This is a genomic window from Streptomyces sp. A0958 (assembly GCF_004795035.1).
Classification (GTDB): Bacteria; Actinomycetota; Actinomycetes; order Streptomycetales; family Streptomycetaceae; genus Streptomyces.
This window is the reverse complement of sequence record NZ_SSBK01000012.1, coordinates 1-21,074: the sequence shown is the minus strand read 5'-3', so window position 1 is coordinate 21,074 and position 21,074 is coordinate 1. Positions and strand designations below refer to the sequence as shown.

The 21,074-nt window shown below is 73.6% G+C and carries 20 protein-coding genes; 16 read left to right on the top strand and 4 right to left on the bottom strand.

All coding sequences use genetic code 11. The features are described from left to right. Nucleotides 1-7 precede the first annotated feature (7 nt). Nucleotides 8-382 carry a DUF4267 domain-containing protein gene (locus tag E6P78_RS14695; protein WP_136204022.1) on the top strand — a complete coding sequence of 125 codons (375 nt, stop codon included), beginning with the start codon at nt 8-10 and terminating at the stop codon, nt 380-382. 97 nt (nt 383-479) lie between these two features. Beyond that, on the top strand, nt 480-1,454 hold the full coding sequence (locus E6P78_RS14690; RefSeq protein WP_136204021.1) for a phosphotransferase: 975 nt from the start codon (nt 480-482) through the stop codon (nt 1,452-1,454). On the opposite strand, the gene E6P78_RS14685 is transcribed toward E6P78_RS14690, so the two are convergent. Then, nucleotides 1,422-2,165, bottom strand: coding sequence for a gamma-glutamyl-gamma-aminobutyrate hydrolase family protein (locus E6P78_RS14685; RefSeq protein ID WP_136204020.1), 744 nt, complete (start codon nt 2,163-2,165; stop codon nt 1,422-1,424). The genes E6P78_RS14690 and E6P78_RS14685 overlap by 33 nt on opposite strands. 140 nt (nt 2,166-2,305) lie before the next feature. Here E6P78_RS14685 and E6P78_RS14680 point away from each other — a divergent pair, with 140 nt between their 5' ends. From E6P78_RS14680 to E6P78_RS14665, 4 genes are read left to right on the top strand one after another with little or no spacing between them, the layout of a single operon-like run. Further along, on the top strand, nt 2,306-3,673 hold the full coding sequence (locus tag E6P78_RS14680) for a glutamine synthetase family protein (protein WP_136204019.1): 1,368 nt from the start codon (nt 2,306-2,308) through the stop codon (nt 3,671-3,673). A 7-nt stretch (nt 3,674-3,680) separates the two neighbouring features. Next, a complete protein-coding gene (locus E6P78_RS14675) occupies nt 3,681-5,045 on the top strand; it encodes an aldehyde dehydrogenase family protein (RefSeq protein ID WP_136204018.1) in 1,365 nt (454 codons plus the stop codon). A 6-nt stretch (nt 5,046-5,051) separates the two neighbouring features. Further along, complete coding sequence (locus E6P78_RS14670; protein ID WP_136204017.1) at nt 5,052-5,840, top strand: 3-oxoacyl-ACP reductase; 789 nt, start codon at nt 5,052-5,054, stop codon at nt 5,838-5,840. 53 nt (nt 5,841-5,893) lie between these two features. After that, a complete protein-coding gene (locus tag E6P78_RS14665) occupies nt 5,894-6,847 on the top strand; it encodes a DUF2510 domain-containing protein (RefSeq protein ID WP_136204016.1) in 954 nt (317 codons plus the stop codon). Nucleotides 6,848-6,857: 10 nt separating this feature from the next. Here the strand turns inward: E6P78_RS14665 and E6P78_RS14660 are convergent, their stop codons facing one another. Next, nucleotides 6,858-8,060, bottom strand: a complete 1,203-nt coding sequence (locus tag E6P78_RS14660; RefSeq protein ID WP_136204015.1) for an amino acid deaminase/aldolase — start codon at nt 8,058-8,060, stop codon at nt 6,858-6,860. Nucleotides 8,061-8,430: 370 nt separating this feature from the next. On the opposite strand from E6P78_RS14660, the gene E6P78_RS14655 reads away from it, so the two are divergent. Together E6P78_RS14655 and mycP are read left to right on the top strand one after the other, a co-directional pair. Beyond that, on the top strand, nt 8,431-9,195 hold the full coding sequence (locus E6P78_RS14655) for a hypothetical protein (RefSeq protein WP_136204014.1): 765 nt from the start codon (nt 8,431-8,433) through the stop codon (nt 9,193-9,195). Further along, a complete protein-coding gene (gene mycP / locus E6P78_RS14650) occupies nt 9,192-10,388 on the top strand; it encodes a type VII secretion-associated serine protease mycosin (RefSeq protein WP_136204013.1) in 1,197 nt (398 codons plus the stop codon). The genes E6P78_RS14655 and mycP overlap by 4 nt, the downstream gene beginning before the upstream one ends. 147 nt (nt 10,389-10,535) lie before the next feature. Here the strand turns inward: mycP and E6P78_RS14645 are convergent, their stop codons facing one another. Next, nucleotides 10,536-11,429, bottom strand: a complete 894-nt coding sequence (locus E6P78_RS14645) for a serine hydrolase (protein ID WP_136204012.1) — start codon at nt 11,427-11,429, stop codon at nt 10,536-10,538. An 86-nt stretch (nt 11,430-11,515) separates the two neighbouring features. Here E6P78_RS14645 and E6P78_RS14640 point away from each other — a divergent pair, with 86 nt between their 5' ends. Beyond that, a complete protein-coding gene (locus tag E6P78_RS14640) occupies nt 11,516-12,244 on the top strand; it encodes an SseB family protein (RefSeq protein WP_136204011.1) in 729 nt (242 codons plus the stop codon). Nucleotides 12,245-12,348: 104 nt separating this feature from the next. Here E6P78_RS14640 and E6P78_RS14635 read toward each other — a convergent pair whose 3' ends face one another. Beyond that, complete coding sequence (locus E6P78_RS14635; protein WP_136204010.1) at nt 12,349-12,711, bottom strand: DUF1844 domain-containing protein; 363 nt, start codon at nt 12,709-12,711, stop codon at nt 12,349-12,351. A gap of 385 nt (nt 12,712-13,096) precedes the next feature. Between E6P78_RS14635 and infC the strand changes: the two genes are divergently transcribed. The 7 genes from infC to pheT all read left to right on the top strand — a co-directional run bounded on the left by infC (nt 13,097) and on the right by pheT (nt 20,609). After that, nucleotides 13,097-13,756, top strand: coding sequence for a translation initiation factor IF-3 (gene infC / locus E6P78_RS14630; RefSeq protein ID WP_136204009.1), 660 nt, complete (start codon nt 13,097-13,099; stop codon nt 13,754-13,756). A 120-nt stretch (nt 13,757-13,876) separates the two neighbouring features. Further along, nucleotides 13,877-14,071: a 50S ribosomal protein L35 gene (gene rpmI / locus E6P78_RS14625; protein ID WP_003970213.1), complete on the top strand. Its 195-nt coding sequence runs from the start codon at nt 13,877-13,879 to the stop codon at nt 14,069-14,071. A gap of 107 nt (nt 14,072-14,178) precedes the next feature. Next, nucleotides 14,179-14,562, top strand: coding sequence for a 50S ribosomal protein L20 (rplT, locus tag E6P78_RS14620; protein WP_018103794.1), 384 nt, complete (start codon nt 14,179-14,181; stop codon nt 14,560-14,562). A 138-nt stretch (nt 14,563-14,700) separates the two neighbouring features. Continuing rightward, complete coding sequence (locus E6P78_RS14615; protein WP_136204135.1) at nt 14,701-15,543, top strand: RNA methyltransferase; 843 nt, start codon at nt 14,701-14,703, stop codon at nt 15,541-15,543. 122 nt (nt 15,544-15,665) lie between these two features. After that, nucleotides 15,666-16,817: a PAS domain-containing sensor histidine kinase gene (locus tag E6P78_RS14610; protein WP_136204008.1), complete on the top strand. Its 1,152-nt coding sequence runs from the start codon at nt 15,666-15,668 to the stop codon at nt 16,815-16,817. Nucleotides 16,818-16,971: 154 nt separating this feature from the next. After that, a complete protein-coding gene (gene pheS / locus E6P78_RS14605) occupies nt 16,972-18,099 on the top strand; it encodes a phenylalanine--tRNA ligase subunit alpha (protein ID WP_136204007.1) in 1,128 nt (375 codons plus the stop codon). Further along, complete coding sequence (gene pheT, locus E6P78_RS14600) at nt 18,099-20,609, top strand: phenylalanine--tRNA ligase subunit beta (RefSeq protein ID WP_136204006.1); 2,511 nt, start codon at nt 18,099-18,101, stop codon at nt 20,607-20,609. Before pheS ends, pheT begins: the two co-directional genes overlap by 1 nt. The last annotated feature ends 465 nt before the right edge of the window (nt 20,610-21,074 follow it).

The window sequence follows — 21,074 nt, the reverse complement described above, 5'->3', positions numbered from 1 at the left end:
GCAGTTGATGCTCGCCACCATCGCCACCGTTGTCGCCGGTCTTCTCGGCGCGGGCCTCGTCCTCATGGGCGCGAGCGCCCTCATCAGGCCGCAGGGCGCCGCCGGTTTCGGCATCCCCGACGCACCGGTCGACGACCCCGGGTTCCGGCCCTGGCTGCGCGTGAAGGGTCTGCGGGAGATCGTGCCCGGGGCTTTCGTCTTCGTCCTGATGGCTGCCGCGACCTCGTCGGTACTGGGCTGGTACCTGCTGGTGTTCGCCGGGATACCCGCCGGGGACGCGCTGGTCGTGCTGCGCAGCGGCGGGCCGAAGGCGACCGCCTACGGCGTCCACGCCGCGACGTCGGCGGTGATGCCGGCGACCGGCGTCGGTCTCCTGGTCTGACCCGGAACCCGTCCGGTGCACAGGGCCGGACCGGTTTGGGGCCGGTCCGGCCCCAAACCGGTGGCCCGCCGGGCGGACCGGCGGGAAGGATGGGCCGATGACCGCCACCGCACCGCCCGCCCAGGGCGTCCGCCACCACTGGTCCGAACTGCCCGCCGCCGTCCGCGGCGGCATCGAGGACGTCCTCGGCGCCCCGGTCGTCGAGGCCCGCACCCAGAACGGCGGCTTCTCGCCCGGGGTCGCCGCCCGCGTCCGGCTGGCCGACGGCGGCCGGGCCTTCGTCAAGGCCGTGAGCGCCGAGGTGAACCCGGACAGCCCGGACATGCACCGCGCCGAGATCCGCCACACGGCCGCCCTGCCGCCCCACGCCCCGGCGCCCAGGCTGCTCGGCTCGTACGACGACGGCACCTGCGTCGCCCTCGTGCTGGAGGACATCGAGGGCCGCCAGCCCCACGTCCCCTGGGAACCGGCCGAACTGGACCGCGTCCTGGCGGCCCTCGGCGGCCTCGCCCGCCTCCTCACCCCGGCCCCGGCCGACGCGCCCCCCGTCGCCGGGCGCAAGTCCACGATGTTCACCGGATGGCGGACTTTGCACGCCGCCGGGGGCTCCACCCGCCTCGACCCCTGGGCGGCCGGCCGGCTCGGCACACTGGCGGAACTGGAGTCCGGCTGGGCGCAGGCCGCCGCCGGTGACACCCTCGCCCACGGCGACCTGCGCGCCGACAACATCCTGCTCACCGATGACCGGGTCGTCTTCGTGGACTGGCCGCACGCGGTGCGCGCCGCCCCCTGGTTCGACCTGCTGGCGATGCTCCCGTGCGTGGCGGCCCAGGGGTACGCCTCCTCTCCGGGCGGCCCCGACCCGGAGACCCTGTTCACCGCCCACCCGCTCGGCCGGGACGCGGACCCCGATGCCGTCACCGCCGTACTCGCCGCCGTAGCCGGATACTTCGCGGAGCACGCGCTGCGCCCCGCCCCGCCGGGCCTGCCGACGCTCCGGGCGTTCCAGGCGGCCCAGGGCGCCGCCGCCCTGGACTGGCTACGCCACCGGCTCGGCGAGCGGGCCCGGTAGCCCCGGCACGGCGGCCGCCGGCCCCGAGGCGGCGGCCACCAGCCCCCGCATCACGCGGAGGTCGTCGCCCGCCTCCGGATGCCACTGCACGCCCAGGACCCAGCGGGGCCCCGGAAGTTCGACGGCCTCCACCGTGCCGTCCGCCGCGTGCGCCGACGCCACCAGGCCCGTGCCGATCCGGTCGACGGCCTGGTGGTGGTAGGCCGGGACGGCGCACGCGGCGGGCACCAGCGACGCGTACCGGGTGCCCGGGACCGGCGTCACCGTGTGCGAGCCGAACACGCCCGTCGCCCCGTCCGGGCCCGCGTGCCCGTCCAGATGCTGCGTCAGGGTGCCGCCGCACAGCACGTTCAGCAACTGCATCCCCCGGCAGATCCCCAGCAACGGCGTGCCGGACTCCAGCGCCGCCCCGATCAGCGCCGCCTCCCAGGCGTCACGCTCCGGCGCCGGCGGCCCGGTCCGCGGGTCGCGCCCGGCCCCGTACCGCGCGGGCTCCACATCCGGCCCGCCCGCCACCACCACCGCGTCGAGCCGTGCCACCGCCTCCGCCGCGAGGTCCGGCGAGTCCGGCGGCAGCAGCGCGGCCAGACCGCCCGACTCGCGCACCGACCGGGCGTACCCGGCGGGCAGCAGCGTGGCGGGCAGGTCCCACACGCCCCAGCGCGCCGAAGCCTCCAGATAGGTGCTGATCCCGATCAGCGGACGGTTCACCGGGCCCTCCCTGGGCGTGTCCGGCACGGCGCGCGGAACACCCCGGCACCGTACCCACAACCTCCGCCCTGCCCATAGATTTGGACCGTCCTGCCCATAGATTTGGACCGTCTGTCGGCCCGCGAGGAGAGGACCCGTCCGTGTCCGACCGAACAGCCCCGCTCGCCCTCGGGGAACTGCGCCACCTCGTGGCCGACGGTGAGATCGACACCGTGGTCCTGGCCTTCCCCGACATGCAGGGACGGCTCCAGGGCAAACGCTTCGCCGCCCCCTTCTTCCTCGACGAGGTCGTACGGCACGGCTCCGAGGGCTGCGCCTACCTCCTCGCCGTCGACACCGACATGAACACCGTCGACGGCTACGCCATGTCCTCCTGGGACAACGGCTACGGCGACTTCGCGATGCGCCCCGACCTCACCACCCTGCGCCGGGTGCCCTGGCACGAGGGCACCGCGATGGTCCTCGCCGACCTCGCCTGGGCCGACGGCTCACCCGTCACCGCCGCGCCCCGGCAGATCCTGCGCCGCCAGCTCGAACGCCTGGCCGAGCACGGCTACACGGCCCACGCCGGCACCGAACTCGAATTCATCGTCTTCAAGGACACCTACGAACAGGCCTGGGACCGCGGCTACCGCGACCTCACCCCCGTCAACCAGTACAACGTCGACTACTCCGTCCTGGGCACCGGCCGCGTCGAGCCCCTGCTGCGCCGCATCCGCAACGACATGGCGGGCGCCGGCCTCACCGTCGAGTCCGCCAAGGGCGAGTGCAACCCCGGCCAGCACGAGATCGTGTTCCGCTACGACGAGGCCCTGGTCACCTGCGACCAGCACGCCGTCTACAAGACCGGCGCCAAGGAGATCGCCGCCCAGCAAGGCGTCGCCCTCACCTTCATGGCCAAGTTCAACGAACGCGAGGGCAACTCCTGCCACATCCACCTCTCGCTCCGCTCCACAACCAACCCCGGCCGGTCCGTCATGGCCGGCGAGGACGGCACGATGTCCCCGGTGATGCGGCACTTCCTGGCCGGCCAGCTCGCCGCCCTGCGCGAGCTCTGCCTCCTCTTCGCACCGAACATCAACTCCTACAAGCGCCTGCGCCCCGGCTCCTTCGCCCCGACCGCCGTCGCCTGGGGACACGACAACCGGACCTGCGCCCTGCGCGTCGTCGGCCACGGCCCCTCCCTGCGCTTCGAGAACCGGCTCCCCGGCGGCGACGTCAACCCCTACCTGGCCGTCGCCGCCCTCGTCGCCGCCGGCCTCTACGGCATTGAGCACGAGCTCGAACTCCCCGAACCGTGCGAGGGCAACGCCTACACCGCCGCCTACGACCAGGTCCCCGCCACCCTCCGAGAGGCCGCCGCGCTCTGGGGGGACAGCGAGATCGCCCGCGAGGCCTTCGGCGAGGACGTCGTGGCGCACTACCGCACCATGGCCCGCGTCGAACTGGACGCCTTCGACGCGGCGGTGACCGACTGGGAACTGCGACGCTCCTTCGAACGCCTGTGAGGCCCGCGTGATCCACGAGCACCACGTCCTGAACCCGGCGACCGGGGAACTCGTCGCCACCGTCCCCGCCACCACCGCGGCCGGCGTGCACACGGCCGTCACCCGCGCCGCGGCCGCCCAGCGGAAGTGGGCCGCGCTCGCCCCCGCCGACCGGGCCCGGCTGCTGCGCCGGTTCGCCGCCACCGTCGACTCCCGCACCGAGGAGCTGGCCCGCCTGGAGGTCAGGGAGGCCGGGCACACCATCGGCAACGCCCGCTGGGAGGCGGGCAACGTCCGCGACCTGCTCGACTTCGCCGCCGGGGGAGTGGAACGGCTCAGCGGCCGGCAGATCCCCGTCCCCGGCGGCATCGACCTCACCCTCCTGGAACCCCTCGGAGTCGTCGGCGTCATCGCACCCTGGAACTTCCCCCTGCCGATCGCCGCCTGGGGCACCGCCCCCGCCCTCGCCGCGGGCAACGCCGTCGTCCTCAAACCCGCCGAGACCACCCCGCTGACCGCCCTGCGGCTCGCGGACATCGCCCTGGAGGCGGGCCTGCCCGAACACCTCTTCCAGGTACTGCCCGGCTCGGGCGACGAGGCAGGCAACGCCCTGGTCGAACACCCGGACGTCGCCAAGATCGTCTTCACCGGCTCCACCCGCACCGGCAAGCGGATCATGGCCAAGTGCGCCGACCGCCTCAAGCGGTTCACCCTCGAACTCGGCGGCAAGAGCCCCAACATCGTCTTCGCCGACGCCGACATCGAGGCCGCGGCGGCAGCCGCCCCCCTCTCCTTCCTGGACAACGCCGGCCAGGACTGCTGCGCCCGCACCCGCATCCTCGTCCAGCGCTCCGCGTACGACCGCTTCCTGGAACTCCTCGCCCCGGCCGTCACGGCGGTCGTCGTCGGCGACCCCGCCGACGAGGAGACCCAGATGGGCCCGCTCATCTCCCGTACCCAGCTGGAACGGGTGCGCGACTACGTCCCCGAGGGCGCCGCCGCGATCCGGGGCACCGCCCCCGAGGGGCCCGGCTTCTGGTTCCCGCCGACCGTCCTCACCGACACCCCGCCGGACGCGCCCGTCGCCACCGAGGAGGTCTTCGGGCCCGTCGCCGTCGTGCTGCCCTTCGAGGACGAGGCGGACGCCGTCCGGCTGGCCAACGCCACCGAGTACGGCCTCGCCGGATCGCTCTGGACCCGCGACGTGGGGCGCGCGCTGCGCGTCTCACAGGCCGTCAGGGCGGGGAACCTCTCCGTCAACTCCCACTCGGCGGTCCGCTACTGGACCCCGTTCGGCGGGTTCAAGCAGTCCGGCATCGGCCGCGAGCTCGGCCCCGACGCCCTCACCGCCTTCACCGAAACCAAGAACGTCTTCCTCAGTACGGAGGCCTGAACCGGAATGACCACGGACCACGGGATCATCTGCCGCCGCCTCGTCGGCCGCACCGCCGTCATCACCGGCGCCGGCAGCGGCATCGGCCTGGCCACCGCCCACCGCCTCGCCTCGGAAGGCGCGCACGTCGTCTGCGGGGACATCGACGCGGTGGCGGGCGAGGCGGCGGCCGAAGCGGTCGGCGGCACCTTCGTACGCGTCGACGTGACCGACCCCGGACAGGTCGCGGAGCTGTTCCGGACGGCCGACGACACCTACGGCTCGGTCGACATCGCGTTCAACAACGCCGGCATCTCGCCGCCCGACGACGACTCCATCCTCACCACGGAACTGGAGGCGTGGAAACGCGTCCAGGACGTCAACCTCACCTCCGTCTACCTCTGCTGCAAGGCAGCCCTGCACTACATGCGCCGCCAGGGCCGCGGCTCCATCATCAACACCGCCTCCTTCGTGGCCCGGATGGGCGCGGCGACCTCCCAGATCTCCTACACCGCCTCCAAGGGCGGGGTGCTGGCGATGACCCGCGAACTGGGCGTCCAGTTCGCCCGCGAGGGCATCCGCGTCAACGCGCTGTGCCCGGGACCGGTCAACACCCCGCTGCTCCAGGAGCTTTTCGCCAAGGACCCGGAGCGCGCGGCCCGCCGGCTCGTGCACATCCCGCTCGGCCGGTTCGCCGAGGCGACCGAGATCGCCGCCGCCGTCGCCTTCCTGGCGAGCGACGACTCCTCGTTCGTCAACGCCACCGACTTCCTGGTCGACGGCGGCATCTCCGGCGCCTACGTCACGCCCCTGTAGACGGGCCCTGCCGGGAGGGGCCTGCCGGGAGGGGCCTCTTCTAAGGTGGGGCGATGAGCAACGCGACACCGCCCGGTTGGTATGCGGACGCCTCCGCGCCCGGCAGCGAGCGCTGGTGGGACGGGACGGCCTGGACCGCCCACACCCGCGCGCTCGCCCCTGCCGCCGCCCCCGCCCCGCAGTACCCCGCGACCGTTCCGGCGGGAGGCGGAGGCGGAGGCAGGGGCGGCGGCAGCGGCAGCGCACGGGCCGTCGCGCTCGTGGCGGCCGGCGCGGTCGTCGTCGGCGCCGTCGTGACCGGAGCCGTACTGCTCACCGGGAGGGACGACCCCGCGACCCCGCAGGCCCACTCCACGCCGACGCCCGCGCGCACCGCCGGCACCGACGGGGTCCCCGGCGACGACAGCCCCTCCCCGGACGGCTCACCGGCGGAGGAGGACCCCACGGTGCTCGTCGACCAGCTCAACGGCATCACCCTGCCCATCCCCGACGGCCGGGAGCGGCCGGAGCGGAACACCGGGGACCTCCTCACCATCCGCACCAAGGACGCCTACGACTGCCCCGGGGCGCCCTCCTCCTTCTGCTACCACGGCACGGTCACCACCCGAACCCCGAGCGGCACCGACGCCACCACCCCTCAAGCGCTCGCCGAGGAGGACATCGCCGACGCCGCCGACCGGGCCTACGAGGAGGACCTCGTCGGCCGGCGGGCCCACGGCGGCATCACCTCGCACCGGCAGATCGCCGCCGGCGAGGTCGGCGTGGCCGGCCGCACCGGCTACTTCATCCGCCGGCGGGTCACCACCGCCAAGGGCCCCGGCGGCTATGTGCAGTCGCTCGCCTTCCCCTCGGCCGTCGGCAGCGAGTCGCCCGTCATCGTGCGGTACGCCTTCGACGCGGGCCCCGACGGGCCGCCGCTGACCCTCATGGACACCCTCACCCGGTCCATCCGGCCCATCGGCGACAGCGCGACCGACGGCGGCGTCGGCAGCTCCATCGCCCGGTAGCGCCCGCGGCTCAGAGAAAGGTGCGGCCCTCGCCCCGGTACGTCGGCACGGTCGCCGTCACCCGGTCGCCCTCGATCAGCTGCAAGGCGTCGAACCGCTCGCACAGCTCACCGGCCTTCGCGTGCCGGAACCACACCTTGTCGCCGATCAGCAGATCGTCGGCCGGAGAGCCCAGCAGCGGGGTCTGCACCTCGCCCGGCCCCTCCTGCGGGTCGTAGCGCAGCCCCTCCGGCAGATACGGGACCGGCAGCCGGTCCGCCCCGGCCGCCCCCGACGCCGGATAGCCGCCGCCGAGCACCGTCACCACACCCACCCCGGGCCGGCGCACCACGGGCTGCGCGAACAGCGCGGCCGGGCGCGCGGTGAACGAGGTGTAGTTGTCGAACAGGCGCGGCACATAGAGGCCAGAACCGGCCGCGATCTCGGTCACCGCCTCCTCCGCCGCGGTGTGCTGCACGCTGCCGGTGCCGCCGCCGTTCACGAACTCCAGGTCCGGCGCCACGGCTTGGACCGCCCGCACCACCTCGGCCCGCCGGGCCGCCAGCTCCTTGCGGGCCGTCGCCTGCATGAGGCGGATCGCCCGGGACCGCAGCGGCCGGCCCGCGACCGAGTCGCCGACCCCCGCGATGTGCCCCTCGTACGCCATCAGCCCCACCAGCCGGAAGCCGGGCCGCCGCACCACGGACCTGGCCAGCTCGGCCAGTTGGGCGGGGGAGCGCAGCGGCGAGCGCAGGGCCCCGATCCTGACCCGGCCGCCCAGCATCCGCAGCGAGGTGTCCAGCTCCAGGCAGACCCGGATCTCCTCGGTGCCGCCCGCCCGCGCCGCGTCGATCAGGTCCAGCTGGGCGTGGTCGTCCACCATCACCGTCACGGAGGCGGCGAGCTTCGGGTCGGCGGCCAGCTCCGCGTACGCCGGCCGGTCGGCGGAGGGGTACGCCAGCAGGACGTCCTCGAACCCGGCGCGCGCCAGCCACAGCGACTCCGCGAGCGTGAACGACATGATCCCGGCGAACCCGGGCCGGGCCAGCACCCGCTCCAGCAGGGCCCGGCAGCGCACCGACTTGCTCGCCACGCGGATGGGCTTGCCCGCCGCCCGGCGTACGAGATCGTCGGCGTTGGCGTCGAACGCCTCCAGGTCGACGACGGCTACGGGGGCGTCGAGATGGGCGGTGGCCCGGTCGTAGCGGGTCCGGTCAGTGGCACGGGCAGTCATGGCCGCAGCTTGCCAGACGGTTGTACCGCTGGGTAGGGGGACGATCCGCGCAGATCGTCCGGTGCGGGGCCCGCCAGCTCCCCCCGGGGCAGCCGCAGCCCGTAGAGTGACGCCCACGCGGCGAGCGGGGTCCAGTCCGAGCAGGCGGGGTCCGCGCGCGGTACGGAACGGATCAGGGGGGCGGATGAGTACCGAGGCGCAGCGCGCTCCCGTCCCGCCCCGCCCGACCACCCCGCCGCGCCCCGGGACACCGCCGCGCCCCGCCCCGTTCCCTCCCCCGGAGCCGCCCTCGCATCCGGGCGGGACCGCCCCGCCGCGGCCCGTGCCACCACCGCCCCCCACCGCCCCGCCGCTTCCCGGAAGGCCCCCCGTGCACAGCCGGCGTCCGTACCGGACCGCGGCCGCCGGTGTCTGTGCCGTGCTCGGGCTCGGGTTGATCGGCGGGGCCGCCACCGGCAGCTGGCTCATCAGCGACTCCACGGCCGACCCGGCCGCCCGCAGCCCGTACGCCGTGGGCCGGGACGCCTGGCACAGCATCCCCGTGGACACCCTCTTCCGCCGCACCCTGAAGGGCGACGGCGCCGGGCCCGGCGGCGCCGACCGGGTCTGGACCAGGCTCGCCGTCGCCCCGGACAGCGGCTGCGCCACCGCACTCGACCCCCTGCTGGCCAAGACGCTCCGCACGGTCGGCTGCGCCCACGTGCTGCGCGCCACCTACACGGACGCGACGGCCAGCAGCGTCACCACCGTCGGGCTCGTCTTCACCGAGGCCGACACCGACGCGATGCGGGCCCTGAGCACCCGGTTCGCCGACGACCACCTCGACCGCCGCACCGACCTGCTGCCCCGCACCTACCCGGTGAAGGACACCCCGGCCGTCGCGTTCGGCAACCGGCAGCGCGCCAGCTGGTCCGTACACGTGCTGACCGAGGTCCCCGTCGTCGTCTTCTCCGTGTCCGGGTTCGCCGACGGGCGCGTGACCGCCTCGCCCCAGCCCGCCGGGCAGGCCATGGCCTCGGGCGCCACGACCGCCGTCGCACAGGCCGGACTCGGGCACGAGGCCAAGGGCGTGGCCGACCGCGTCGAGCGCGCCCTGCGCACCACCGTCGCCGACCTCACGGAGAAGCCGGAATGACCCGCCGCGCCCGCCACCGCGTCCTCGGCGCCCTCTGCACCGCCACGGCCCTCGCCCTGCTGCCGGCGACCCCGGCCGGGGCGGACACCATCCGCGCCCAGCAGTGGGGCCTGGACGCCCTGCACACCGACCGGGCCTGGCAGACCACCCGCGGCAAGGGCGTCACCGTCGCCGTCGTCGACACCGGGGTCGACGGCAGCCTGCCCGACCTCACCGGCCAGGTGCTGGCCGGCAAGGACATGATCGGCTTCGGCGCGGGCCGCGGCGACAGGGCCTGGGCCCGGCACGGCACCGCCATGGCCGGGATCATCGCGGGCCGGGGCCACGGCGGCGGGCGCGCCGACGGCGTCCTCGGCATCGCCCCCGAGGCGAAGATCCTGCCGGTGCGCGTCATCCTCGAAGCGACCGACCCGGCCCGTGCCGAGGCCCGCAGGACCCGGGGCACGGCACTCGCCGACGGCATCCGCTGGGCCGCCGACCACGGGGCCGACGTCATCAACCTCTCCCTGGGCGACGACAGCGAGTCCGCCCACCCCGAGCCCGGCGAGGACGCCGCCGTCCAGTACGCGCTGAAGAAGGGCGCCGTCGTCGTCGCCTCGGCCGGCAACGGGGGCGAGAAGGGCGACCACATCTCCTACCCCGCCGCCTACCCCGGAGTGATCGCGGCCGCCGCCGTCGACCGGTACGGCACCCACGCCTCGTTCTCCACCCGCCGCTGGTACGCCACCGTGAGCGCCCCCGGCGACGACATCGTCGTACCGGCCCCCGACCACAAGTACTACGTGGAGTGGGGCACCTCCGCCGCTGCCGCGTTCGTCTCCGGGGCGGTGGCCCTCGTCAGGTCCGCGCACCCCGGCCTCTCACCCGCGCAGATCAAGAAGCTCCTCACGGACACCGCGCGCGACGCCCCCGCCTCCGGACGCGACGACGCTCGCGGCTACGGGATCGTCGACCCGGCCGCGGCCATCGAGGCGGGCGGCAAGCTGCGCCCCGCCGACCTGAGCACCGACTCCGCCCCGGCCGGCTACCGCAAGCGGTACTTCGGCGCCGGGCCCACGCCCGAGCCCGAGGACGACGGACCGGCCGACTGGCTCGCCCCGGCGGCCGGCGGCCTCGGTGCGCTCCTGCTCGCGGGAGCCGTGGTGCTGTGGCGCGGGCGCGACGGCCGCTCCCCGTTCGCCCGGCGCCGCTGACCGCCCCGCTTTTCGTTCGCCCGGCGCCGCTGACCGCCCCGCTTTTCGTTCGCCCGGCGCCGCTGACCGCCCCGCTTTTCGTTCGCCCCGCGCCGCTGACCGCCCCGCTCCCCGTTCGCCCGGCGCCGCTGACCGCCCCGCGCCGCCTCACCGCGCGGCCTTCAGCACCCCCACGGCCACCTTCGCCGCCGACTCGACCAGCGCGATGCCCCTCTCCTTGGTCCGCTGGCCCTCGGACAGCACCGCCACCAGATACGTGTGCCCGTCCGCCGTCACCCGGCCGATGCTGTTGACGTTCCACAGCCCGGTGGCGGTACGCGGCATCCAGCCGTTCTTCAGCGCCCAGCTCTCGCCCGCCGCCGACACGTCCCACTGCTGGTCGGCCTCCACCTGGGCCATCAGCTCCCGCACATACGTCCGGGACGCCTCGCTGAGCTCCGCGTCCGCCTCCGTACCGAACACCGCCCCCAGCAGCGTCAGCTGATCGGCCGCCGTGGTGCTGGTCAGCCCCCACGCGTGTGCGGCGGTCGTCGCGGTCAGCCCCAGCCGCTCGTTCGCGGCGTCGAGCCCCGCCGCCCCGCCGACCGCCGCCAGCAGGGCGGTCGCGGAGTCGTTGTCGCTCTTCTCGATCATCGCGACCGCCCGTGCGCGCTCGGCGGCGGTCAGCTCACGCCCCTCGTCCTGCGCCAGCAGCAGCAGCGCCGCCAGAATGTCCACCTTGACGATGCTCGCCGTCTCGTACGCCGTCTCCGTACCCCCGTACACCGCACGCACCCCGCTGTCGCCGTCCAGCACCGCGACCGACAGCGCCGCCCCCGAAGCGGCACTCAGCAGCGGCTCGACGGCCCCGGCCAGCTCCGCGTCCAGATCCACCACCGGCTCCTCGCTCGCCGACGCCGACGATACGGAGGCGACGGCCGCAGGCGCCTGATCCGGTGAACGGCCGACGAGGTACGCGCCCGCCGCCGCCGAGGCGGCCAGCACGACGGCGGCCGTCAGGGAGACGGGCAGGGCGGATCGGCGTATGCGGTGTCGGGGCATGGTCCGGACGCTAGGAACCATGGCTGAGAACCGGCTGAGCCCGACCTGTCGGCCGGATGAGAATGCCCAGGCACTACGCTCGCCCCGTGGAGCAGAAGAACATTCCGGACCCCGGTTACTCCGACGACGACGGCACGGCCGACCCCGCACTCGCCGGGGCGCTGGCCGCCTGGGCCGAGGACCGCACCGCCGTCGCACCGGTGCTCGAAGCCCTGCGGGGGGCCCGGCTCCTGGTCCCCGTGGTGGCCGTCCTCGGTGAGGTGGAGGTGGACGAGAAGGGCCTGCGCCGGGAGAAGACCAGCGACATGGCCGTCCCCACCCTCCAGGCAGGCGGCCGCCGCGCCCTGCCCGCCTTCACCTCCACCGCCTCACTGGCCCGCTGGGACCCGCAGGCCCGCCCTGTCGCCGTACCCCTGCACCAGGCGCTCCAGGCCGCCGCGCACGAGAAGGCCGACACCGTGGTGCTCGACCTCGCCGGTCCGGTGGCCTTCGAGCTGACCGGCCCCGCCCTGCTCGCGCTCGCCGAGGGCCGCACCAGCGCCGACCCGCTGGACGACCCCGCCGTCACCACCGCGGTGCGGGACGCGGTCGCCGCCGAACCCGCCGTGCTCCGCGCCCACCTCGGACCGGGCAGCGCCGACGGCACCCTCGCCCTGGTCCTCGCGGCGGACGCCGACCCCGCCGAGGCGGCGGGCCGGGTCGCCCGGACCTTGGCGGCCGACGAGGTGCTGCGCGCCCGGCTGGTCCGGGGCCTGGACCTCGCGCTGCTCCCGGCCGACGCGCACGCGCCCGGTGAGGCCCTGTTCACGCGCTGACCACCGTCCGCGGAGGTCTGCACCTCCCCCGTACGCGGTGAGCCCCCTGCCGGAAGGACCGGCGGGGGCTCACACGTACGGAAGGGAGGGGAAGCGGTCGGGGCTCAGCCGAAGACCGGGCCGGTGTACTTCTCGCCCGGCCCCTGGCCCGGCTCGTCCGGGACGAGCGAGGCCTCGCGGAAGGCCAGCTGCAGGGACTTCAGGCCGTCACGCAGCGGAGCCGCGTGGAAGGAGCTGATCTCGGTGGTGCTCGCGTCCAGCAGCCCGGCCAGCGCGTGGACCAGCTTGCGGGCCTCGTCCAGGTCCTTGTGGTCGTCGCCGTCCTCGGTCAGCCCGAGCTTCACGGCGGCGGCGCTCATCAGGTTGACCGCGACCGTCACGATCACCTCGACGGCGGGCACCTCCGCGATGTCGCGGGCCATCTCGTCGAAGCCGGGGGAATCACTGCTGGGGGTCGCGTCACTCATGCGCCTTACGATAGGCCCACGGCGCCGGCCCTCCGCCCGCGGGAGCGGGTACGCAGGCCGGTTGGTGCCGACCCGGCCGAGCTGCTAACCTTGCGTAACGACCGGCTGGGCAGCTATGTGCCCGGCCCACAAGTGGAGGCTCCGATCTCCCACCTGGCCGTCCTCAGGACGGCGGGTCACCGGTCAGGTGGTGCCCATCGTTCCGTACGGACGATGGAGCCGCCCGATGCGCCCCGCGGTTCACCGTGGCGGTGTTCCGGTTTTCCAGGAGCCCCGCCTGTGTACTGTCCGGGGCATTTTTCTTGCTCCGATGCGGTTGGTCTGTTGAAACAGACGTTACGCGGCTGTCCGCCAGGCGGTCGCGTGGTGCTACCGAGGAGGATCCATCAGCGCCGAGCCCCGCATCAACGACCGGATTCGCGTACCCGAGGTGCGACTTGTCGGTCCCAGTGGCGAGCAGGTCGGGATTGTTCCGCTTGCCAAGGCCCTGGAACTCGCACAGGAGTACGACCTCGACCTGGTCGAGGTGGCGGCTACCGCCCGTCCGCCCGTGTGCAAGCTCATGGACTACGGGAAGTTCAAGTACGAGTCGGCCATGAAGGCCCGTGAGGCGCGCAAGAACCAGGCGCACACGGTCATCAAGGAGATGAAGCTCCGGCCGAAGATCGACCCGCACGACTATGACACCAAGAAGGGTCACGTCGTTCGGTTCCTCAAGCAGGGCGACAAGGTCAAGATCACGATCATGTTCCGTGGTCGCGAGCAGTCCCGCCCCGAGCTGGGCTTCCGGCTGCTCCAGCGTCTCGCTTCGGACGTGGAGGAACTCGGCTTCATCGAGTCCAACCCGAAGCAGGACGGCCGGAACATGATCATGGTTCTGGGCCCGCACAAGAAGAAGACCGAAGCCATGGCCGAGGCCCGCGAGGCCCAGGCCGCCCGCAAGGCGGAGCGCCAGGGGAGTAACACCCCCGACGCCGAGTCCGAGGGTCAGGCGCCCGAGGCTCCGGCCGAGGCGCCCGAGGCCGAGACACCTTCCGAGGCGTGACCTTCGGGGGTCGCCATCCAGGCGCCCCCGGGTCCCCCCGGAATCCCATGAAGATCTGACGCCCCTGCAGTCCGGTGCCCGCACCGAGAGGGGCGCCACTGACGAGGAGAGAACGGCGCGATGCCGAAGAACAAGACGCACAGCGGTGCCAGCAAGCGCTTCAAGATCACCGGCTCCGGCAAGGTGCTCCGCGAGAGGGCCGGCAAGCGCCACCTGCTCGAGCACAAGTCGTCCAAGAAGACCCGCTCGCTGACCGGCACGGTCGTCGTGGCTCCGGCCGACGCCAAGAAGATCAAGAAGCTTCTCGGCAAGTGAGGCCGCCGTCCCCGCCGATTCCGGGGACGCGCCCTCGATCCGACCGGGACCAATTCGTTTCCGGGCCGTGTGAGTACGACCACGGCCCCGCTACAAGGAGTTAACAAGTGGCACGCGTCAAGCGGGCAGTCAACGCCCACAAGAAGCGCCGGGCGATCCTCGAGCAGGCCAGCGGTTACCGCGGTCAGCGTTCGCGCCTGTACCGCAAGGCCAAGGAGCAGGTCACCCACTCCCTGGTCTACAACTACAACGACCGCAAGAAGCGCAAGGGCGACTTCCGTCAGCTGTGGATCCAGCGCATCAACGCCGCTGCCCGCCAGAACGGCATGACGTACAACCGCCTCATCCAGGGTCTGAAGGCCGCCAACATCGAGGTGGACCGCAAGATCCTGGCCGAGCTCGCGGTCAACGACGCCAACGCGTTCGCCGCCCTCGTCGAGGTCGCCCAGAAGGCCCTCCCGAGCGACGTCAACGCCCCGAAGGCCGCCTGATCCAGGCCGTACTTCTTGGCTTTTGAGCCGGACCCGCAGGCGCTCGCCGTCTGCGGGTCCGGTGCGTTGGACGCCGTGTCTCCGCACGGCGCGGCGCACGACCCGGACCTTCGTCACGCAGAGAGGCTCGCCGCCGACATGGGCACCCCCGAACTGATCTCCCCGCGATCGCCACGGGTCGCCGCCGCCCGGCGGCTGGCCAGGCGCAACTTCCGCGGCAAGGAGCGCAGGTTCATCGCCGAGGGGCCGCAGGCCGTGCGCGAGGCCGCCGGGCACCGGGGCGGCGACGGTGAGCCGACCCTCGTCGAACTCTTCGCCACCGTCGAGGCCGCCGAGCGCTACTCACCCATCATCGACGCCGCCCACGACGCGGGCGCCCGCGTCCACCTCGCCGACGGGGACGTCCTGGCCGACGTGTCCCAGACCGTCACCCCGCAGGGGCTGATCGGCGTCTGCCGCTTCCTCGACTCGCCCTTCGAGTCGATCCTCGCCGCCCGGCCCAAGCTCGTCGCCGTCCTGGCCCACGTCCGCGACCCCGGCAACGCCGGCACGGTGCTGCGCTGCGCCGACGCGGCGGGCGCCGACGCGGTCGTCCTGACCGACGCCTCCGTCGACCTGTACAACCCCAAGTCGGTCCGCGCCTCGGTCGGTTCGCTCTTCCACCTGCCGGTCGCCGTCGGCGTACCCGTCGAGCAGGCCGTACGCGGGCTGCGCGAGGCGGGCGTGCGCATCCTGGCCGCCGACGGCGCCGGCGCGGACGACCTCGACGACGAACTCGACGCCGGCACGATGGGCGGGCCCACCGCCTGGGTCTTCGGCAACGAGGCCTGGGGCCTGCCCGAGGAGACCCGCGCCCTGGCCGACGCCGTCGTGCGGGTGCCGATCCACGGCAAGGCCGAGAGCCTCAACCTCGCCACCGCCGCCGCGGTCTGCCTGTACGCCTCCGCACGCGCCCAGCGCCCGCGCCGCACGGCCGGCTGACCCCGCCACGTACCCCTGTCCCCAGCGGAGAGTCCCCACAGGGTGTCGCTCCGTCACCGACGCCTAGTAGGGTGACGAACTCGGGGGCCCACTGCACCGGTTCGAGAGGTGGGGTACGGGATATGGCTGTCGGCATGAGCGGGCCGCGGGCGACACACGCGGCCGTCGTGCGCGCCGCCGGTGAGCCGGACGGGGTGACCGTCGCGGACGTCGGACCCGGCGGACAGGCGCTGGACCCCGACGACCTCCCCGACGGGCTGGTCGTCGCGGACGAGACCGGCCGGGTCGTCTGCTTCAACGCCGCCGCCGTCCGCATCACCGCCGTCCCCAGGGCCGCCGCCCTCGGCCGTCCGGTGGAGCACGCGCTGCCGCTGGAGGACCTCAAGGGCCGCCGCTGGTGGGAGCTGACCGACCCCTACGGCGGCCTCGCCACCCGTGTCGGCCAGCCCGAGCGCAATCTCCTGCTGCCCGGCGGCCGCGAAGTCCTCGTCTCCGCCCGCTACGTACGCGAGAGCCCCACCGGACCGGTGAGCCGGCTGGTGATCAGCCTGCGCGGCACCGAGGCCCGCCGCCGCACCGAGCGCAGCAACGCCGAGCTGATCGCGACCGTCGCCCACGAACTGCGCTCGCCGCTGACCTCGGTCAAGGGGTTCACCGCGACCCTGCTGGCCAAATGGGAGCGTTTCACGGACGCCCAGAAGCGGCTGATGCTGGAGACCGTCTACGCGGACGCCAACCGGGTCACCCGGCTCATCACCGAACTCCTGGACATCTCCCGGATCGACTCGGGGCGCCTGGAGGTGCGGCGCCAGCCCGTGGACCTGTCCGCCGCCGTCGAGCGCCACGTCCAGGCGCACACCGCGGCCGGCCAGGACCCCGGCCGCTTCCTCGTCCGCACCTGCCAGCCGCTGCCCGCCGTGTGGGCCGACCCCGACAAGGTGGACCAGGTGCTCGGCAACCTGCTGGAAAACGCGGTGCGCCACGGGGAGGGAACTGTCACCATCGACGTGGAACCCGCACCGGCGAAAAGCGACGAGAGGGGAGCGGCCGTCACCGTGAGCGACGAAGGTCCCGGCATCCCCGAGGAGTCGATGAGCCGTGTCTTCACCCGGTTCTGGCGGGGGAGCAAGCGCGGTGGTACGGGCCTGGGCCTCTACATCGTCAAGGGCATCGTCGAGGCCCACGGCGGCACCATCACGGTCGGCCGCGGCCCCGGAGGCGGCGCCGAGTTCCGATTTATCCTGCCCGTGAGCACGCCGGCCTACATGCAGTAGCGGGCCCGAGCGGCCCACGGGCGCCCCACACATCTCCTGACCCTTAGACTCGACCCTTGGCACCTTTGTGCCCTTCTGGCGTCGAGCGGGGCCACGGGGTCCGGGGGTATTCCCCGGTAAGCGCAGTACCAGCCAATCGGAAGTACGGGAAGAGATGTCGGCACCGAACAAGTCGTACGACCCAGTCGAGGTCGAGGCACTGAAACCGGAAGAGATCGAGCGCATGCGGGACGAGGCGTTCGCCGCCTTCGCCGCCGCCGGCGACCTCGACGCGCTCGCCCAGGCGAAGACCGCGCACACCGGTGGCACCTCGCCCCTCTCGCTCGCCAACCGCGAGATCGGCGCGCTGCCCCCGCAGGCCAAGGCCGAGGCCGGCAAGCGCGTCGGCCAGGCCCGCGGCGCCGTGGGCAAGGCCCTCGCTGCCCGCCAGGCGGAGCTGGAGGCCGAGCGTGACGCCCGGGTCCTGGTCGAGGAGGCGGTGGACGTCACACTGCCCTACGACCGCACCCCGGCCGGCGCCCGCCACCCGCTGACGACCTTCATGGAGCGCGTCGCCGACGTCTTCGTGGCCATGGGCTACGAGATCGCCGAGGGCCCCGAGGCCGAGGCCGAGTGGTTCAACTTCGACGCCCTGAACTTCGTGCCCGACCACCCGGCCCGGCAGATGCAGGACACCTTCTTCGTCGAGGGCGCCGACGGCGCGAAGAACGACGAGTCCGGTGTCGTGCTGCGTACGCACACCTCGCCGGTCCAGGCCCGCACGCTGCTCGACCGCGAGCCCCCCGTCTACGTGGTCTGCCCCGGCCGCGTCTACCGCACCGACGAGCTCGACGCCACGCACACCCCGGTCTTCCACCAGATCGAGCTGCTGGCCGTCGACGAGGGCCTCACCATGGCCGACCTGAAGGGCACCCTCGACCACATGGTCCAGGCGCTCTTCGGCCCGGACATGAAGACCCGGCTGCGGCCGAACTTCTTCCCGTTCACCGAGCCGTCCGCCGAGATGGACATGGTCTGCTACGTCTGCCGCGGCGCGTCCGTCGGCAACCCCGACCGGCCCTGCCGCACCTGCGGCAGCGAGGGCTGGATCGAGCTCGGCGGCTGCGGCATGGTCAACCCCAAGGTGCTCACCGCCTGCGGCGTCGACCCCCAGAAGTACAGCGGATTCGCCTTCGGGTTCGGCATCGAGCGGATGCTGATGTTCCGCCACAACGTCGAAGACATGCGAGACATGGTCGAGGGTGACGTCCGGTTCACCCGGCCCTTCGGGATGGAGATCTGATGCGCGTCCCGCTTTCCTGGCTGCGGGAGTACGTCGACCTGCCGGCCACCGAGACCGGCCGTGACGTACAGGCCAAGCTCGTCGCCGTCGGCCTGGAGGTCGAGACGGTCGAGCGGATCGGCGCCGGCCTGACGGGCCCGCTGGTCGTCGGACAGGTGCTGACCATCGAGGAGCTGGAGGGCTTCAAGAAGCCGATCCGCTTCTGCACGGTGGACGTCGGCACCGCCAACGGCACCGGCGAGCCGCAGGAGATCGTCTGCGGAGCCCGCAACTTCGCCGTCGGCGACAAGGTCGTCGTGGTCCTGCCCGGCGCCGTGCTGCCCGGCGACTTCGCGATCGCCGCCCGCAAGACGTACGGCAAGACCTCGCACGGCATGATCTGCTCCACCGACGAGCTCGGCATGGGCGACGACGGCACCCACGGCATCATCGTCCTGCCCCCGGAGCACGAGGTCGGCACCGACGCCATCGAGCTGCTCGAACTCGTCGACGAGGTCCTGGACATCGCCGTCACGCCCGACCGCGGCTACTGCCTGTCGATGCGCGGCGTCGCCCGTGAGACCGCCATCGCCTACGGCCTGCCGTTGCGCGACCCGGCCCTCCTGGACGTGCCCGCGCCCAACGCGTACGGCTACCCGGTCAAGGTCTCCGACCCGATCGGCTGCTCCCGCTTCACCGCGCGCACCGTCGGCGGACTCCAGCCCGAGGCCCGGACCCCGATCTGGATGCAGCGCCGGCTGCAGAAGGCGGGCATGCGGCCGATCTCGCTCGCCGTCGACGTCACCAACTACGTGATGCTCGAACTCGGCCAGCCGCTGCACGCCTACGACCGGACCCGGATCGACGGGCCGATCGGGGTGCGCCGCGCCGAGCAGGGCGAGAAGCTGACCACGCTCGACGGCGCGGTCCGCGTCCTGGACGCAGGCGACCTCGTCATCACGGACAACCGCGGCCCCATCGGTCTCGCGGGCGTCATGGGCGGCGCCGACACGGAGATCGCGGACGCCGCCGAGGGCGCGCACACCGCCGAGGTCGTCATCGAGGCCGCGCACTTCGACGCGATCTCGATCGCCCGCACCGCGCGCCGCCACAAGCTGCCCTCCGAGGCGTCCAAGCGCTTCGAGCGCGGCGTCGACCCGCAGGCCGCCGCCGCTGCCGCGCAGCGCACCGTCGACCTGCTGGTGCTCCTGGCCGGCGGCACCGCCGAGGCGGGCGTCACCGAGGTGAGCGCCCCCTCCGCGCCCCGCACCATCACGATGCCGGCCGACCACCCCGACAAGGTCGCCGGTGTCACCTACGGCCGCGAGACCGTCGTGCGCCGCCTCCAGCAGGTCGGCTGCGACGTCTACGGGCAGGACGAACTCCTCGTCACGACCCCGTCCTGGCGCCCCGACCTGAACGAGCCGAACGACCTCGCCGAAGAGGTCATCCGGCTGGAGGGCTACGAGAACCTTCCCTCCACGCTCCCGACGCCGCCCTCCGGCCGCGGCCTCACCGACCGCCAGCGGCTGCACCGCCGCGTCGGCCGGGCACTCGCGGGCGCGGGCTACGTCGAGGCGCTGAACTACCCGTTCATCGGCGAGGCGGTCCTGGACCAGCTCGGCCTGGAGGCGGACGACGACCGCCGCCGCACCGTCAAGCTCGTCAACCCGCTCTCCGACGAGGAGCCCTCGCTGCGCACCACGCTGCTGCCGGGCCTCCTCGGCGCACTGCGGCGCAACGACGGCCGCGGCAGCCACGACCTCGCGCTCTTCGAGACGGGTCTCGTCTTCCTGCCCACCGGCCAGGAGACCGAGCCCGTCCGGCTGCCCGTCGACCGGCGCCCCTCGGACGAGGAGATCGCCTCGCTCGACGCCGCGCTGCCGCGCCAGCCGCGCCGCGCCGCCGTCGTCCTCGCGGGCGCCCGCGAGCAGGCCGGCTGGTGGGGCAAGGGCCGCCCCGCCGACTGGGCGGACTCCGTCGAGGCGGCGCGCACGATCGCCCGCGAAGCCGGTGTCGACGTCACCGTCCGCGCGGACCGGCACACCCCCTGGCACCCGGGCCGCTGCGCCGCGCTGTATGTGACGGTCGCCGGCGAGGAGACCCTGTTCGGGCACGCCGGTGAGCTGCACCCGCGCGTCATCAAGGAGCTCCACCTGCCCGAGCGCACCTGCGCCATGGAGGTCGACCTCGACGTCCTGGAGCAGGCCGTCGACGGCGTCCTGCGGGCCCCCCGGATCTCCACCTTCCCGGTGGCCACCCAGGACGTCGCACTGGTCGTCGGCCAGGACGTGCCCGCCGCCGACGTGGAGCGGGCGCTGCGCGCGGGAGCGGGTGAACTCCTGGAGTCGCTGCGGCTGTTCGACGTCTTCACGGGCGAGCAGATCGGCGAGGGCCGCAAGTCCCTGGCGTACGCGCTGCGGTTCCGTGCCGCCGACCGCACCCTGACGGTCGACGAGGCGAGCGCCGCCCGTGACGCGGCGGTGGCGCTGGCCGCCGAGCGTACGGGTGCGGTGCTGCGCGGCGCGTAGCCGCCCCGCACGCTGAGGAGGGGCGTATCCGGCCACCGGATACGCCCCTCCTGTGTGCTCGCACGTCCACCCCGCCGCGGAGTGTCGGGCAGGCCGGCGGGGGACCGCGCGGATGCGGGTCGCCGTGCTGTACGAGGGGGAGCAGACGACCCGTCCGCGTCCTGCGAGGAATTCATTCAAGCGAGCCGTCGGCCCGTGCGGCAGAGTGCGCGGCGGGACGGTTCGGGCATTCCGTTCACACCCCGTGTGAATCGTGCTCCACTGGGGCGACACGTCCTGGCGTGCCGACCCACCGGAGGGGGACATGGGGCCAAGGGAGCCCAACACTCTGCTAGAGGCAACGCCGTTCAGTTAGGTCGGGGTCCGGGGTGTCAAGGCCCGTTCATGAGCATGTTGATGCTGATAGTGGCTTTGTAGGTGGTGCGGTCGATGGCGGGTCCGCGTGCGTTGTATTTGGAGATCGCT